Origin of the sequence: Oxalicibacterium sp., from assembly GCF_035565035.1 — a bacterium.
GTDB lineage: Bacteria > Pseudomonadota > Gammaproteobacteria > Burkholderiales > Burkholderiaceae_D > Oxalicibacterium.
Map to the genome: position 1 here is coordinate 1 of NZ_DATMTD010000080.1, position 14,549 is coordinate 14,549.

Sequence of the window (14,549 nt, forward strand, 5' to 3'; positions counted from 1 at the left end):
GCACCAATCACACCCCCCAGTGCCGCGCCACCGACTGCATGTGTATGACCGCCGGTGGCAACACCGATCAGTGCACCAAGGCCTGCGCCGATACCGGCGCCTTGCGCCGTACCGCGTTCAGTCTCGGACATGTTTGCACACCCGGCAAGGGCGATGGTTGCTGCGGTCGCTGTGATGACTAATTTACGCATGATTTTTCCTTTTTCAAAACGCTGAAACGCGCATCGATTTGTTGTTCAGAGATGACAATCATCATAATGCAGTTTTGCATAGCGTAAAGATGCGAAGAGCATTTTTTACGTAAAGGAAAGACTGGAAATGTAACGGCAGGTAACAGATGGCCCTCTGTGCCGTAAACACAAAAACGGCCTTGCATTGTCAACGCAAAGCCGTTCCTGAAGCAGTGATTTTGACCTGGATCAGTCGCGAGGCTTGACAACCTGATTGCCGATATAACCGCCGACAGCTGCACCGCCCACCGTACCGAGCGCGCTGCCGCCAGTCAATACGGAGCCGGCAACCGCGCCGCCGCCAGTACCGATCAGGGTATTCTTTTCCTGCGATGACATGCCTGAACATGCTGTCAGACCAAGCACCATAACCACGGTTGTCGCGCCTAGCGCGAGTCTTTTCGTCGTTTTCATTTGTCTGCCTCTTTTAATAAAGGTGAATCGGGTACCTGCAGGTATTGACGCCTCAATCTTCAGGAGGTTCATCAAAACCTGTAATCAGGTTGTATCGGTTGCTTCACCTGACCGGACGCTTCTGTGTGCGGTTACCCGCGCCGCGTGCAGATTCTCCCCTTGCATGCGTCTGGTCAGGTGTTGCATCCTCCCGTGCAGGCCGACTTGCAGCCTTCGATGTTTGCTGTTGTTGGACATCGATGAGGCAATTTTATGCGTCCGCAGGAGGGCAATCTGTACGCTGGCGAACATATCGTGCATCGTTGCAGGTCAGGAAAATCTGCAACGATGTGGACGAGGATGCGATTTATGGCGCGTCGTCATATCTGACGACAGGTGTGCGAAGAGGAATTAAAGAATAATCGTATGCAGTTCAAACGCCGTCGCACAACCGTTGCGGTGTGCGCAGATTGTAGGCAGCGACGAAAGCGTCGAAATCGCCGCATTGCGTCTGCTCCATTTTTTCCTGTTCGGCGAGCGATTGTTTTGCCAGCGTGTCGAAAACGGCTGTTTCCTTTTCGCTTAACGGGCGCATGCGGAAATGTTCTGCATGCGCACGGCTTTGCTGCATGCCGAACTGTTCGAACGATTTTCCATTCGCTTGCAACGCGGCCAATACGCGCGCAGATGGCGTCAGCGTCGTGTCGTGCAATTTCTTCTGCTGTGAACGGATTGCTTCTGCGTGCTGCTTGTCGCCATGTTGTGCATCGAGAAGATCGGCCGTCAGGTGAATCTGTTCCAGCAATTCCAGACCCCACGCCTGCAGGCTGATTGATTTGCCATCGCGTTGCAGCATGAGGCCGGGGCGGCGGCCTTCCTTGACCGTGCGCGAAAAATTCTCGCCATTCTCGTGATCGCCCGTGTCGTCGACCATCGGGCTGTCATGCAGGGCGCAGAAAAGCAGGAACGCGTCGAGGAAGCGCGACGTTTGCAGATTGATGCCCAGTGGTTCGAACGGATCGATGTCCATGCAGCGCACTTCGATGTATTGCACACCGCGTGCACACAATGCTTCGACCGGGCGCTCGCCGCTGTTGATGACGCGTTTCGGGCGAATCGTTGCATAGTATTCGTTTTCGATCTGCAGCAGATTCGTGTTCAGCTGAATCCACTCGCCATCGCGACGTGTGCCGATTGCTTCGTAGGCCGGGTACGGCTGGCGTACGGCGCGTGACAGGCTGCGCATGTAGCTGTCGAGGTCATTGTAGGGAGGCATCAAGCCGGCCTGCGCATTGTTCTGATACCCGAGATCGCTCATGCGCAGGCTGGTCGCATACGGCAGATACAGCGTGTCGTCCGACAGCGTTTCCAAAGTGTGCGCGCGATCGCGCAGGAATTGCGCAGACAGCGCCGGCGATGCACCGAACAGATACATCAGCAGCCAGCTGTAGCGGTGGAAGTTTCGGATCAGAGAGATGTAGCTTTCAGACTGATATGACTTGTCGTCCGTCTGCGATTGTTCATCGGCTTTCAGCACGCGCCACAAGTCTTCCGACAGCGAATAGTTGTAATGCAGGCCGGCGATGCATTGCATGGCCTTGCCGTAACGCACGGCGAGGCCGCGACGATATACGTGCTTGATCATGCCGATGTGCGATGTGCCATACCACGCGATCGGAATCGTTTCTTCATCCGGCAACGCACATGGCATCGACTGGCTCCACAACAGCTCGCCGTCGAGTTTGCTGCTGGCGAAGCGATGAATGCGATCGAGCTCGTCCAGTGCGTCGGCGATGTCGTGTTCTGCCGGCGTGATGAATTCCAGCAGCGATTCCGAATAATCGGTGGTGATCTGTTCGTTGGTGAGTGCCGAGCCGAGTGCGGATGGATGCGGCGTCAGCGCCAGATTGCCCTGGAAGTCGACACGCAGCGTTTCACGCTCGATGCCACGGCGTCCCTGGCCAAGCAGATGACGGTGTCTGTCGTCGGCCAATAGCGCAAGTCGGCGCGAAAATGAATTGCTCAATGGATGCTCCCTGATCGTGTCTGCGCCTGATGCGGGCGCGGCAAGTTGGCGGAAGAATAACCGAAAACGGCGAATCGGGTAGGGCGATGGATTCGTTCTCGCGGAGAACGAGTGGCGACGCGGGTTTGGCGCAAAAGAGAGAAACGGAACGGCGCAGAACGGCGCGCAAATTCTTATCTGCGGCCGTTTTTTGTGATGACGATTGCGCCTTTGCGTGGCGGTTTGGCAGCGGGACGTGCAGATGTATTTCCCGAAGGCGTGCGTACGACAGCAGCGCCCGGGCGGGGCTTGTTTTGACCAAATTTCTTGGCCAGCTGATTCGGTCCCGGCGTTTCGCGTCGGCGCTCGGAAGCGACGACAGAGGCCGACGGATTGTGACGCGGCACCAGATGATGTTCGCCGCTGCCGATCAGATCGCTGCGGCCCATGCGCTGCAAACCTTCGCGCAGGATGTCCCAGTTTTCCGGATCGTGATAACGCAGGAAGGCCTTGTGCAACTTGCGGATCTTGCCGATGCGCGGCGTTTCGACCGTTTCGGAGTGTTCATCGACCTTGCGCAGCGGATTCTTGCGCGTGTGATACATCGTCGTCGCCATCGCCATCGGCGTCGGCATGAACGTCTGCACCTGATCGAGACGGAAGTTGTTTTCCTTCAGCCACAGCGCGAGGCTCAGCATGTCTTCATCGGTCGTACCCGGATGGGCGGCGATGAAGTACGGGATCAGGTACTGTTCCTTGCCGGCTTCCTTCGAATACTTTTCGAACAGTTCCTTGAACTTGTAATACGCACCCATGCCCGGCTTCATCATCTTCGAAAGCGGGCCTTCCTCCGAATGTTCCGGCGCGATCTTCAGCAGGCCGCCGACGTGATGCGAGACGAGTTCTTTCACATATTCCGGCGAACGCACGGCGAGGTCGTAACGCAGGCCAGAACTGACCAGAATCTTCTTGATGCCGGGAATTGCGCGCGCCTTACGATATAGCTGAATCAGCTTGCTGTGATCGGTGCCGAGGTTCGAACAGATCGACGGATACACGCACGACAAACGGCGACAGGATTCCTCGATGCGCTTGTCGCGGCAGGCGAGGCGATACATGTTGGCGGTCGGACCGCCGAGATCGGAAATCGTGCCGGTGAACCCTTTGACCTTGTCGCGGATTTCTTCGATCTCGCGCAGGATCGACGGCTCGGAACGGCTTTGAATGATGCGGCCTTCGTGTTCGGTGATCGAACAGAATGTGCAGCCGCCGAAGCAGCCGCGCATGATGTTGACCGAGAAGCGAATCATTTCCCATGCCGGAATGCGCGCCTTGCCGTAGCTCGGATGTGGCGCACGCGCGTAGTTCATGTCGTAGACGCCGTCCATCTCGTCCATCGCCAACGGCAGCGGCGGCGGATTCAGCCAGACGTCGCGTTCGCCGTGCTGCTGCACCAATGCGCGCGCGTTGCCGGGATTGGACTCAAGATGGAACACGCGCGACGCGTGCGCATACAAGACCGGATCGTCCTTGACGACGTCGTATGCCGGCAGGCGCACGACGGTCTTGTTGCGGACTTCCTTCTCGGCTTCGCGACGTTCTTCACGGCTCATCATCTTGATGACCTTGACTGCGGGTTCGGCGGGAGCTGCTGGTGCCGGAGTCGCGCCTGACGATGCGTCCTCGGAAGTCTTGCAACTCTCCGTATTCTTCATCTTCATTTCATACGGATCCGGATGCGCGTCGACCTTGCCCGGCATATCGACACGTGTCGAATTGGCTTCGGCCCATTCCGGTGTCGGCTTCCAGCCGTGCGGCACCATGAATGCCGTGCCGCGCAAATCGCGGATCGAAGAGATCGGTTCACCGGCGGCGAGACGATGCGTCATGTCGACCAGCGCGCGTTCCGCATTGCCGAAGATCAGCAAATCGGCTTTCGAATCCGGCAGCACCGAGCGGCGCACCTTGTCCGACCAGTAATCGTAATGCGCGATGCGGCGCAAGCTGGCTTCGATACTGCCGATCACGACGTTGACGCCGGGATACGCTTCGCGCACGCGTTGCGCGTAGACGGTCACCGCGCGATCGGGACGCTTGTTCGGTTCGCCATTCGGCGTGTACGCATCGTCGGAGCGAATCTTGCGATCCGACGTGTAGCGATTGACCATCGAATCCATGTTGCCCGCGGTGATGCCGAAGTACAGGTTCGGCTTGCCCAGCGCGCGGAACGGTTCGGCTGACAGCCAGTCAGGCTGGCTGATGATGCCAACGCGAAAACCCTGAGATTCCAGTAACCGACCGACCAGCGCCATGCCGAAGCTCGGATGATCGATGTAGGCGTCGCCCGTCACCAGAATCACGTCGCAGCTGTCCCAGCCGAGCTTGACCATTTCCGCGCGCGACATCGGCAGAAACGGCGCAGGCTTGTCGGCCTTGCGGGGGGCGTAAGAGAACAGGTTTTTCGGTTGAGCGCTCATGGATGCAGGGCCGGAATGGCGAAATCGTTGATGAATTGCCGGATGGCAATGTGCGTTTATTTCGTCACAGGCGAGGAAGGCGACAGTATGACAGCTTTGAGGTTGGTTGACGCGGTCTTTCGAGAGTGAAAACACGGGTTTTGCGAAATGGATAATCGAATCGATTGACGACGAACGTTGCATGAAAAGCAAGCGATTGGTTAATGCGCGGCCCGATGTTGTCATAACAGGTATTTATTTTTTTCGTTTCATGCCGTTATCCGATTGAGAGGATGCAAAAGCGGCGATGTTGTCATTGCGATCACGCATTCCTCGACTACTCAACAAGGAGCATGTCATGGGCATCGCGATTTCCAGTTACACACCCTCATCGCCACCAGCGACTTCTGCGTCTTCGCGCACGGCCGTGCCAGCTGCGGCCGATGCAGAAGCGTCGAGCGACAAGGTGACATTGCAGAATCAATCGTCGCAGTCGACGGGTGATGTGACGTACGCCGATCCGCGCGCTGCTGCTGCACAGGCAAAGCCGGATTTGCAAAGCCTGCTGGAAGAATCGAATCGCAAGGCACAACAGATCATCGACTTGATCATCCCACTGGTAAAACAGCAGGGCTTGAATCTGGCGAAGGTTGTCAGTGGCGAACAGCGCCTGAGCATCGACGCTGCAACGATTGAAAAAGCAAAAGCGGCGATTGCCGAAGATGGCGAATTTGGCGTCAAGCAGGTTGCAGAACGCATTCTGAGTTTCGCCAAGGCCGCGATTGGCAACGATCCTTCCAAACTGGAAGCGGTTCGTGCAGCGGTTGAAAAAGGATTCAAGCAGGCGTCGGACATACTCGGCGGAACGCTCCCGGAAATCAGCCAGAAGACGCATACAGCGATCATGGCCGAATTCGATCGGTGGGCAAGTGCCGGGATCCCGTCAGGCGATAAAGTGAGTTTGTCGCCGCAGGACGAAGGCAGCGTGAACGCGCAGGCTTGACGTTCTGGACAAGACGCTGTCCGTTTTGTGATGGCGTCGAAACGGGTATCGATGCTTGATGACGCAGAGTGCGCTCCTGCTTCGCTCGCACCGCGAAATGGCCGCAAAAACAACGACGTGCCATGCAAGTGACACAAAAGAGTTAAATCGAAACGATGTTCATGTGTTGCATTTGCGTGGAGGCACGTTGTGCGGCTGATTGAACATGCATAGCAATTTTTTCAAAATGATAATGATCCGTTTTCATGCGAGGTGGTAGCGCAGTAACAGGGTTGGCATGGTTGAGCGGATCGGGTATAAAGTGCTTCGAGAAAAAAGTTTGATTTCAAATGCATGAATGATGGCGACATGACAACGTCGATGATCTCCATTCAAAAAAATCATGCTTGAAAAATTTTCGCGGCGCATGGCTTTGTTTGAAAATACACTGGCACGCGTTTGAAAAGAACCGATGGTAAATCGTGTTCCTCTTGAGCGCTGCATGTGAAAAATGAATCATTGCCATGCCTCGATATGTCGCAGCTATCTCTGCTGCATGCACGCTACTGTGATCGGCCGGTCCCTGGCGTTTTCCCTGATCGTTTTATCAAGACGTGATGAATGGTTTGCTTGTATTTCGGGTGAACCGTCAACTTTAGCCGCTAACAGCCGTTGTTAGATGTATGAAGCAGGTTTGATGTTCGCGTGTGTCTGAAGTTGTAGAAGTTGCTGGGGCGTTGTATCGCATCGGTACGACCGGTGATGAGCGACGTTGTATTTTGCAGTACCAATAAAAAATTCTTGGAGAAGAAGAATGATGCGCATCGCAAACATGAAAATAGGCACGCGACTTGGTCTTGGTTTCGGACTGATCCTGCTGTTGGTGGCCGCCATGGGTTTCAACGGCATCCTGCGCCTGGAAAACATCAATTCCGCCAGCCGCAACCTGGTCGACCAGTCGCTGGAAAAGCAGAAGGCTGCGCAGAAGTGGCTGATGGGAACCAGCGTCAACGCGGCTCGCACACTGGCTCTGGTGAAGGCGGTAGAGCCGGCGAACCAGGAATTCTTCCAGAAGGCGATCACGGCACAAAGCAAGCAGATCAGCGAGATCCAGAAAGGTCTTGAAGAAGCGGTGTCGACAGACAAGGAAAAGGCCTTGTTCGCTGAAATGAACAACCGGCGAAATGCCTATATCGACCAGCGCAAGGCCATCATTGCGGTCAAGAACAGCGGCAACATGGCTGAAGCCAACCAGATGATCGATGCCAAGCTGGTACCGATGCTGGACGCTTATGTCGACAGCGTGAAAGACGTTCTGTCTTATTACGATGATGAAGTGGCTCAGGCGGACAAGTCGATTACGGCCGATTATTCGATGGGACGGACGACATTGATCATCGGCGCGCTGATTGCAATTCTGCTCGGCGCACTGATCGCCTGGCGTCTGACCCGCAGCATCACACGTCCGCTGAAGGAAGCCGTATTGGTTGCCGGTGCAGTAGCGGAGGGCGACCTCACCGCACGTAGCAGCCTGCCGCCAACAAAGGACGAGCCAGGCATGCTGCTTGACGCGCTCGGACGCATGCAGGACAACCTGGCAAAAACCGTTGCGCAGATTCGCACGGGTGCCGATACGATTGCTACCGCATCGTCGGAGATTGCCAGCGGCAACCTCGACCTGTCGTCACGTACGGAAGAACAGGCCAGCTCGCTGGAAGAAACTGCATCGTCGATGGAAGAACTGACCTCGACCGTCAAGCAGAATGCCGATAACGCCCGCCAGGCAAATCAACTGGCAGTGTCGGCATCCGATGTCGCAGGCAGAGGTGGTCGCGTGGTGTCGCAAGTCGTCGACACGATGGGTGAAATCAACACGTCGTCGCGCAAGATCGTGGACATCATCAGCGTCATCGATGGCATCGCTTTCCAGACCAATATTCTGGCGCTGAATGCCGCAGTCGAAGCTGCACGTGCCGGCGAACAGGGCCGCGGTTTTGCCGTGGTCGCGGGTGAAGTGCGCAATCTGGCACAACGTTCCGCATCGGCTGCGAAGGAAATCAAGTCGCTGATCGGTGATTCGGTCGAGAAGGTAGACGCCGGCAGCAAACTGGTGGCGGAAGCGGGCACCACGATGGATGAGCTGGTTGACGGCGTCAAACGCGTCGCCGACATCATGGCCGAAATTACTGCGGCCAGCCGTGAACAGAGCGATGGCATCGAGCAGGTCAACCAGGCAGTCACGCAGATGGATCAGGTCACGCAGCAGAATGCTGCATTGGTCGAGGAAGCTGCCGCCGCAGCCGAATCCCTGCAGGATCAAGCCAAGCGTCTGGCGCAGGCGGTCAGCGTATTCCGTATCAGCGGCGACTATGTGGAGGCAGCGCAGGACGTCGTGCCGCAACGCCGCACGATTCAATCGACGGCAGCTCGCGCTCCGTCTGCTGCGCCGGCAAGGTCGCCAGCGCTTGCAACGACAGCAGCACACAAGAAAGTCGCCGCGCCGAAGCCGGTGGTCAGTACCAACACCGACGACTGGGAAGAGTTCTGAGATTGGATCCGGCCACGAGCCGGATCCGATGCGGGAAGGTAGCAATATGCAGCAATAGGCTGCAAAGAAAAAAGGGATTCTGCGTTGCAGAATCCCTTTTTGTTTATGCGCGATGAATGTGCTTCATGTCAGGCGGATGCCTGACTGTCGGCGCAACGGATTACTTGTTCAGAATCGCCGCATGCCATGCAACGTGATCCTGCATGAAAGTCGAAATGAAATAGTAGTTGTGATCGTACCCGGCATGACGACGCAGCATCAACGGCTGTTCTGCAGCCCAGCAAGCCGATTCGAAATGATGTGGCAGCAGTTCGATTTCCAGGAATTCGTCATCCAGTCCCTGATCGATCAGGATGCCTTGCGGGAACGGCGTCTTGCGCGTGCGCATCAATGCGCTGGCGTCATGCTTCGCCCATTCGGCATGGTCGCTGCCCAGATAATTCGAGAAGGCCTTCTGGCCCCACGGGCAGTGACTCGGTGCGGTGATCGGTGCAAAGGCCGAGACTGATTTGAAGATCTCAGGGTATTTCAACGCCAGCGTCAGCGCGCCGTGTCCGCCCATCGAGTGGCCGAACACGCCGATGCGATCGGCGAGGGCAGGGAAGTTGGCCAGGATGATCTCGCGCAGTTCGCGCACTACATACGACTCCATGCGGAAATGCGCGGCCCACGGCTGCTGGATGGCGTCGATGTAGAAGCCGGCGCCGTGACCGAAGTCCCAGCTTTCCGCTGCGCCCTTGATGCCGGTGCGACGCGGACTGGTATCCATCGAGACCAGCATGATGCCGTGCTCGGCGGCATAGCGTTGTGCACCGCCCTTGATCATGAAGGTCTCTTCAGTGCAGGTCAGGCCGGCCAGATAAAACAGGACCGGCACCTTGCGCGTCTTTGCCTGAGGCGGTTCGTACACCGAAAAGGTCATCGGCAAACCGGTCGAGGTCGACTCGTGTTTGTAAAAACGCTGTACGCCGTTAAAGCATTTGTGCTGACTGGTCAGTTCCACTTCTTCCCCACGTATTTCTGTTTGCGGCCGGGTTGTCCGGCGGCATGACTGATTGCTGATTTAGTACAGTACCACCGAGCGGATCGATTCGCCGCTCTTCATCAGGTCGAAGCCTTCGTTGATGCGGTCCAGCGGCAACGTGTGCGTGATCAGATCGTCGATGTTCAGCTTGCCTTCCATGTACCAGTCGACGATCTTCGGCACATCGGTGCGACCGCGTGCACCGCCGAACGCCGAACCTTTCCATTCGCGTCCGGTGACGAGCTGGAACGGACGCGTGCTGATTTCTGCACCGGCTTCGGCCACGCCGATGATGATCGATTGCCCCCAACCCTTGTGGCAGCATTCCAGCGCCTGACGCATCGTGGTCGTGTTGCCGATGCATTCGAAGCTGTAGTCCGCACCGCCGTCGGTCAGTTGCACGATCGCATCGACGACATTTTCGACCTTCTTCGGATTGATGAAGTGTGTCATGCCGAACTTGCGTGCCATCGCTTCGCGCTCTGGATTCAGGTCGACGCCGATGATCTTGTCAGCGCCAACCATTTTTGCTGCCTGGATCACGTTCAGACCGATACCGCCGAGGCCGAATACGACCACATTGGCACCGGCTTCGACCTTGGCCGTGAACAATACCGCACCCACGCCTGTGGTGACGCCGCAGCCGATGTAGCAGACCTTGTCGAACGGTGCATCTTCGCGAATTTTCGCCAGCGCGATTTCCGGTACGACGACGTAATTCGAGAAAGTCGATGTGCCCATGTAATGGAAGATCGGCTTGCCGTCGATCGAAAAACGGCTGGTTGCATCCGGCATCAGACCGCGACCTTGCGTCGAGCGAATTTTCTGGCACAGGTTGGTCTTGCGCGACAGGCAGAATTTACATTCACGGCATTCCGGCGTGTACAGCGGAATGACGTGATCGTCCTTCTTCAGGCTCTTGACGCCGGGACCGACGTCGACCACAACACCCGCGCCTTCATGGCCGAGAATCGCCGGGAACAGGCCTTCCGGATCGGCACCCGACAGCGTGTAGTAGTCGGTGTGGCAGATGCCGGTGGCCTTGATTTCCACCAGCACTTCGCCGGCGCGCGGGCCGCCGAGTTCGACTTCCTCGATCGTCAGTGGTTGTCCTGCTTTCCAGGCGACGGCAGCTTTGGTTTTCATGATGACCTCGATGATTCAGGATTGAAGTGGGCGACAGATACCCCTTTTTATCGGGCAGGTTCCACCATGTCTTCCGGCAGCACCACGTTCACGTCCAGCACTTCCAGGTTGCCCTGGCTGTTGAGCGAGATCTTGATGTCTTCCGGATTGACCTTCACGTATTTGGAAATGACCGCGATCAGTTCCTGATGCAGTGCCGGCAGGAAGTCCGGACCGGCGCGACCATTGCGTTCGCGCGCAATGATGATTTGCAGACGTTCCTTGGCGGCGTTGGCCGTTTTCGGTTGTTTATTGAACAGGAAAGAGAGGAGCGACATGATTACTTGCCTCCGAAAATGCGCTGCAGGAAGCCAGGCTTTTCATAATCGGTAAAGCGCAACGGCTTGTCTTCGCCAAGGAAGCGTGCGATCACGTCCTTGTACGCTTCCGAGACTTCGCTGCCTTCGATATGGATTGCCGGATTGCCGGAATTCGATGCGTGCAGCACCGATTCCGATTCAGGAATGATGCCGATCAACGGGATGCGCAGGATTTCCTGCACGTCGGTGTAGGACAGCATTTCGCCCGCTTCGACGCGCTTCGGTACGTAACGGGTAATCAGCAGATGTTCCTTGACCGGTTCGCCACCGTTCAGTGCACGGCGCGATTTGGCCTGGATGATGCCGAGGATGCGGTCGGAGTCGCGCACCGACGATACTTCCGGATTGGTGACGATGATGGCTTCGTCGGCGAAGGTCAGCGCCATCACTGCGCCGTGCTCGATACCGGCCGGCGAATCGCAGATGATGTATTCAAAATCCATCGCAGCCAGATCGGTCAGCACGCGTTCGACGCCTTCTTCCGACAGCGCATCCTTGTCGCGCGTTTGCGAGGCCGGCAGCACGAACAGGTTGTCGCAGTGCTTGTCCTTGATCAGCGCCTGATTCAGCGTGGCTTCCTTGTTGATGACATTAATCAGGTCGTACACCACACGGCGTTCGCAACCCATGATCAGGTCGAGATTGCGCAGGCCGACGTCGAAGTCGATCACGGCCGTCTTGTGGCCGCGCATGGCGAGGCCCGACGCAAAGCTTGCGCTCGAAGTGGTTTTGCCGACGCCGCCTTTACCCGACGTCACAACGATGATTTTTGCCAAAGGAAACCCCTCTCGTTAAATTGAATTGATGCTGCTGCTTTATTGATTACCGGTGATTCGTTACATCGTTGCGCCTATGCGGCCGCACTATCCGGCCGATTTGATCGGCAGCATGTCGATACGGTCGCCGACCAGCCGGATTTGCGTTGCCTGTTGGGCGCGCTCTGAACCGTTTTCAAACGTGCGATACATGCCGGCGATCGAAACCAGTTCGGCTTCCATGCTGAGCGTGAAGATGCGTGCTTCGGTGTCGCCGTTGGCACCGGCCAGTGCGCGGCCGCGCAACGGCGCGTAAATGTGAATGCTGCCATCGGCGATCACTTCTGCGCCGTTGTTGACGGCGGCGGTGATGATCAGGTCGGCGCCACGCGCGTAAATGCGCTGGCCGGCGCGTACCGGCGTGTCGACGATCATCGTGCGGTTGGAAATGGCCGGAGCTGTTGCAGGCGCAGCGGAAACCGGCGCAGGTGCTTCCACCACCTGCGTTTCCATCGGTTCTTCCTGCGGCGTCAGATCGATTTCTGCCTGTTCCGGAGCGGATGCCGCAACTTCTGCACGCGGTTTCAGCGAACCGTCCAGGCTGAGCCCGCTGGCGAGAATCTGTGCGGTCATTTCCGGCGAGGCATTGCGAACAGCCACCGCGTTCAGCCGATAGGATTTCAGCAGGGCGGCGATGGCCGTCCAGTCGATCGCATCGGCCGCAACATCCAGCGTGCCGACATCGATCACTGCAAATTCGTCATCGAAAAAATCGGCATCGCCGTTCGTCATGTCGCGCATGGCAGCGTCGAGCACGCCCAGATCCGATTCATGCAGGATGGCGGAGACGGCGACAACGGTGGAAATCTTGATTTCGATCGGCTTGCGAGATGAGCTTTTGGACATGTAAATCAATGAGTGATGCTGCTGGTTTGTGCCTGCCATTTTTCGGATGAATGCTGCTGCCCGGAAAAAGGACGGGGCCGATTACGGCTTCGATCGGCCCGCGATTGGCGGATATTATAACCGTTACCACCTCTGCATTTGCAGGCGTTTCCGTCTTGACGGCAGGCATTTTCCGCAGATTTGCCGTATGAAAAATTTGCTGCGTCCGCACAAAGCGCGCCGTGTAGAATAGCCGCTTTTTTTCGTCGGGACAGTTGCCATGTGGTTCAAGAATCTTCAGGTCTATCGTTTGCCCGCGCCGTGGGCTGTCACGTCCGAACAATTGGCGGCAGATCTTGCACCGTTTGCGTTCCAGCCATGTTCCAGTCTCGATATGCAAAGCCAGGGCTGGATTTCGCCGCGCGATAACGGCGAGCTGGTGTATTCGATCAACAAGCAGATGCTGTTGCTGCTCGGCACGGAGAAAAAACTGCTGCCGACCAGCGTCATCAATCAGGTGACGAAGATCAAGGCTGCCGAAATCGAGGAGCAGCAGGGCTTCAAGCCGGGTCGCAAGCAGATGAAGGAGATCAAGGAAAACGTCACCGACGATCTGCTGCCCCGTGCGTTCAGCGTCTGGCGCTCGACCTGGGTCTGGATCGATCCGGTCAACGGCTGGCTGGTGGTCGATGCCGGCAGCGCGGCCAAGGCCGACGAAGTGCTGAAGCTGCTGTTCAAGGCGGTCGACAAATTACCGCTGGAAACCCTGCACGTCGTGCAGTCGCCGGTCGCGGCAATGACGTCGTGGCTGGTGTCAGACGAGGCACCGAGCAATTTCACCGTGGATCAGGATACCGAGCTGCGCTCTAATGCCGAAAGCAAGGCGACCGTGCGCTATGTGCGCCATACGCTGGAAGCGGACGATGTACGCCGTCATATCGAAGCCGGCAAGCAATGCACGCGGCTGGCGATGACATGGGCCGACCGCGTGTCGTTCGTGTTGACGGAATCGTTAACGATCAAACGCGTTGCGCCGCTCGATGTGATCAAGGAAAACGCCGACGCGACAGCCCAGAACGACGATGAACGTTTCGATTCGGACATCATGCTGATGACCGGTGAGTTGAGCAAGATGCTGACGGATCTGGTGGCGGCGCTGGGCGGCGAGATGGCACAGGAGCCGATGCAGAAACGGGCATGAAGCCTGCGTAAATGCGAACGTAAATATTCAACTCCGGCAACAGTTTTTTTCAACGCGGCGAAAACGGCCTGATGCATAATGCCTGCAGCCTTACTGCTTCCGGAGTAGGTAACGGCCATTCCGCGTTCGGTCGAAAACAGAAGACATCATGCAAATCGAGCTCAACGATATCGGTCACATCATCCAGCTTTCCGTCGCGCCGGTTTTCCTGCTGACGGGCGTCGGCACCACGTTGACGGTCTTGACCAATCGACTGGCACGGATCGTCGATCGGTCCCGCATTCTCGAAGATCGCCTGCACAAGGAAGACGATCCGCGCAGCATGGATTACCGCAATGAACTGATCATGTTGTATTCGCGCTCGCATTTGATCAATCGTGCGATTGTGCTGGCGGCAATGTGTGCGCTGATGATTTCGCTGGTGATCGTGTCACTGTTCGTCGGCGACGCACTGAATATCGATCTGTCGAAATACATCGCGGGCTTTTTCGTGCTGGCGATGGTCAGCCTGCTGTGCAGCTTCATTTATCTGCTGCGTGAAATTTTCATCGCCACGCAGACGATG

General features: G+C 56.9%; 13 protein-coding genes and 1 pseudogene. 4 read left to right on the forward strand and 10 right to left on the reverse strand.

Translation table 11 applies throughout. From position 1 onward, the window contains the following. The 4 genes and pseudogenes from VN114_RS07275 to VN114_RS07290 all read right to left on the reverse strand — a co-directional run. Positions 1-191 (reverse strand): annotated as a pseudogene (locus VN114_RS07275) (hypothetical protein); the annotation flags it as partial. 228 nt (positions 192-419) lie between these two features. Next, complete coding sequence (locus VN114_RS07280; protein ID WP_325513472.1) at positions 420-644, reverse strand: glycine zipper 2TM domain-containing protein; 225 nt, start codon at positions 642-644, stop codon at positions 420-422. Between the two features lie 412 nt (positions 645-1,056). Then, complete coding sequence (gene gshA, locus VN114_RS07285) at positions 1,057-2,649, reverse strand: glutamate--cysteine ligase (protein WP_325513474.1); 1,593 nt, start codon at positions 2,647-2,649, stop codon at positions 1,057-1,059. A 173-nt stretch (positions 2,650-2,822) separates the two neighbouring features. Further along, positions 2,823-5,033: a YgiQ family radical SAM protein gene (locus VN114_RS07290; protein WP_325513496.1), complete on the reverse strand. Its 2,211-nt coding sequence runs from the start codon at positions 5,031-5,033 to the stop codon at positions 2,823-2,825. Between the two features lie 409 nt (positions 5,034-5,442). Between VN114_RS07290 and VN114_RS07295 the strand changes: the two genes are divergently transcribed. Then, the gene (locus VN114_RS07295; protein ID WP_325513476.1) at positions 5,443-6,087 is read left to right on the forward strand and encodes a hypothetical protein; all 645 of its coding nucleotides are present in this window, start codon (positions 5,443-5,445) and stop codon (positions 6,085-6,087) included. A gap of 243 nt (positions 6,088-6,330) precedes the next feature. Here VN114_RS07295 and VN114_RS07300 read toward each other — a convergent pair whose 3' ends face one another. Continuing rightward, positions 6,331-6,570, reverse strand: a complete 240-nt coding sequence (locus VN114_RS07300) for a hypothetical protein (protein WP_325513478.1) — start codon at positions 6,568-6,570, stop codon at positions 6,331-6,333. Positions 6,571-6,883: 313 nt separating this feature from the next. Between VN114_RS07300 and VN114_RS07305 the strand changes: the two genes are divergently transcribed. Then, a complete protein-coding gene (locus tag VN114_RS07305) occupies positions 6,884-8,614 on the forward strand; it encodes a methyl-accepting chemotaxis protein (protein ID WP_414694204.1) in 1,731 nt (576 codons plus the stop codon). A gap of 160 nt (positions 8,615-8,774) precedes the next feature. On the opposite strand, the gene fghA is transcribed toward VN114_RS07305, so the two are convergent. From fghA to minC, 5 genes are all read right to left on the reverse strand, one after another. Continuing rightward, positions 8,775-9,617 carry an S-formylglutathione hydrolase gene (fghA, locus tag VN114_RS07310; protein ID WP_325513482.1) on the reverse strand — a complete coding sequence of 281 codons (843 nt, stop codon included), beginning with the start codon at positions 9,615-9,617 and terminating at the stop codon, positions 8,775-8,777. A 60-nt stretch (positions 9,618-9,677) separates the two neighbouring features. Next, positions 9,678-10,784 carry an S-(hydroxymethyl)glutathione dehydrogenase/class III alcohol dehydrogenase gene (locus tag VN114_RS07315; RefSeq protein ID WP_325513484.1) on the reverse strand — a complete coding sequence of 369 codons (1,107 nt, stop codon included), beginning with the start codon at positions 10,782-10,784 and terminating at the stop codon, positions 9,678-9,680. A gap of 47 nt (positions 10,785-10,831) precedes the next feature. Next, positions 10,832-11,101: a cell division topological specificity factor MinE gene (minE, locus tag VN114_RS07320; RefSeq protein ID WP_325513486.1), complete on the reverse strand. Its 270-nt coding sequence runs from the start codon at positions 11,099-11,101 to the stop codon at positions 10,832-10,834. A gap of 2 nt (positions 11,102-11,103) precedes the next feature. Beyond that, positions 11,104-11,919: a septum site-determining protein MinD gene (gene minD, locus VN114_RS07325; RefSeq protein ID WP_325513488.1), complete on the reverse strand. Its 816-nt coding sequence runs from the start codon at positions 11,917-11,919 to the stop codon at positions 11,104-11,106. Between the two features lie 87 nt (positions 11,920-12,006). Continuing rightward, positions 12,007-12,804, reverse strand: a complete 798-nt coding sequence (minC, locus tag VN114_RS07330) for a septum site-determining protein MinC (protein WP_325513490.1) — start codon at positions 12,802-12,804, stop codon at positions 12,007-12,009. Between the two features lie 259 nt (positions 12,805-13,063). Here minC and VN114_RS07335 point away from each other — a divergent pair, with 259 nt between their 5' ends. Together VN114_RS07335 and VN114_RS07340 are read left to right on the forward strand one after the other, a co-directional pair. Then, positions 13,064-13,984, forward strand: coding sequence for a recombination-associated protein RdgC (locus VN114_RS07335; RefSeq protein ID WP_325513492.1), 921 nt, complete (start codon positions 13,064-13,066; stop codon positions 13,982-13,984). A 148-nt stretch (positions 13,985-14,132) separates the two neighbouring features. Then, positions 14,133-14,549: DUF2721 domain-containing protein (locus VN114_RS07340; protein ID WP_325513494.1), on the forward strand; the 417-nt coding region annotated here is incomplete at its 3' end.

Excerpts from the sequence above, each read along its gene's own strand:
- VN114_RS07280 (WP_325513472.1), bottom strand. The coding sequence starts at position 644 with ATGAAAACGACGAAAAGACTCGCGCTAGGCGCGACAACCGTGGTTATG.
- VN114_RS07290 (WP_325513496.1), bottom strand. The coding sequence starts at position 5,033 with ATGTCGCGCGCGGAAATGGTCAAGCTCGGCTGGGACAGCTGCGACGTG.
- VN114_RS07295 (WP_325513476.1), top strand. The coding sequence starts at position 5,443 with ATGGGCATCGCGATTTCCAGTTACACACCCTCATCGCCACCAGCGACT.
- VN114_RS07300 (WP_325513478.1), bottom strand. The coding sequence starts at position 6,570 with ATGCAGCGCTCAAGAGGAACACGATTTACCATCGGTTCTTTTCAAACG.
- VN114_RS07305 (WP_414694204.1), top strand. The coding sequence starts at position 6,884 with ATGCGCATCGCAAACATGAAAATAGGCACGCGACTTGGTCTTGGTTTC.
- VN114_RS07315 (WP_325513484.1), bottom strand. The coding sequence starts at position 10,784 with ATGAAAACCAAAGCTGCCGTCGCCTGGAAAGCAGGACAACCACTGACG.
- minE (WP_325513486.1), bottom strand. The coding sequence starts at position 11,101 with ATGTCGCTCCTCTCTTTCCTGTTCAATAAACAACCGAAAACGGCCAAC.
- minC (WP_325513490.1), bottom strand. The coding sequence starts at position 12,804 with ATGTCCAAAAGCTCATCTCGCAAGCCGATCGAAATCAAGATTTCCACC.
- VN114_RS07335 (WP_325513492.1), top strand. The coding sequence starts at position 13,064 with ATGTGGTTCAAGAATCTTCAGGTCTATCGTTTGCCCGCGCCGTGGGCT.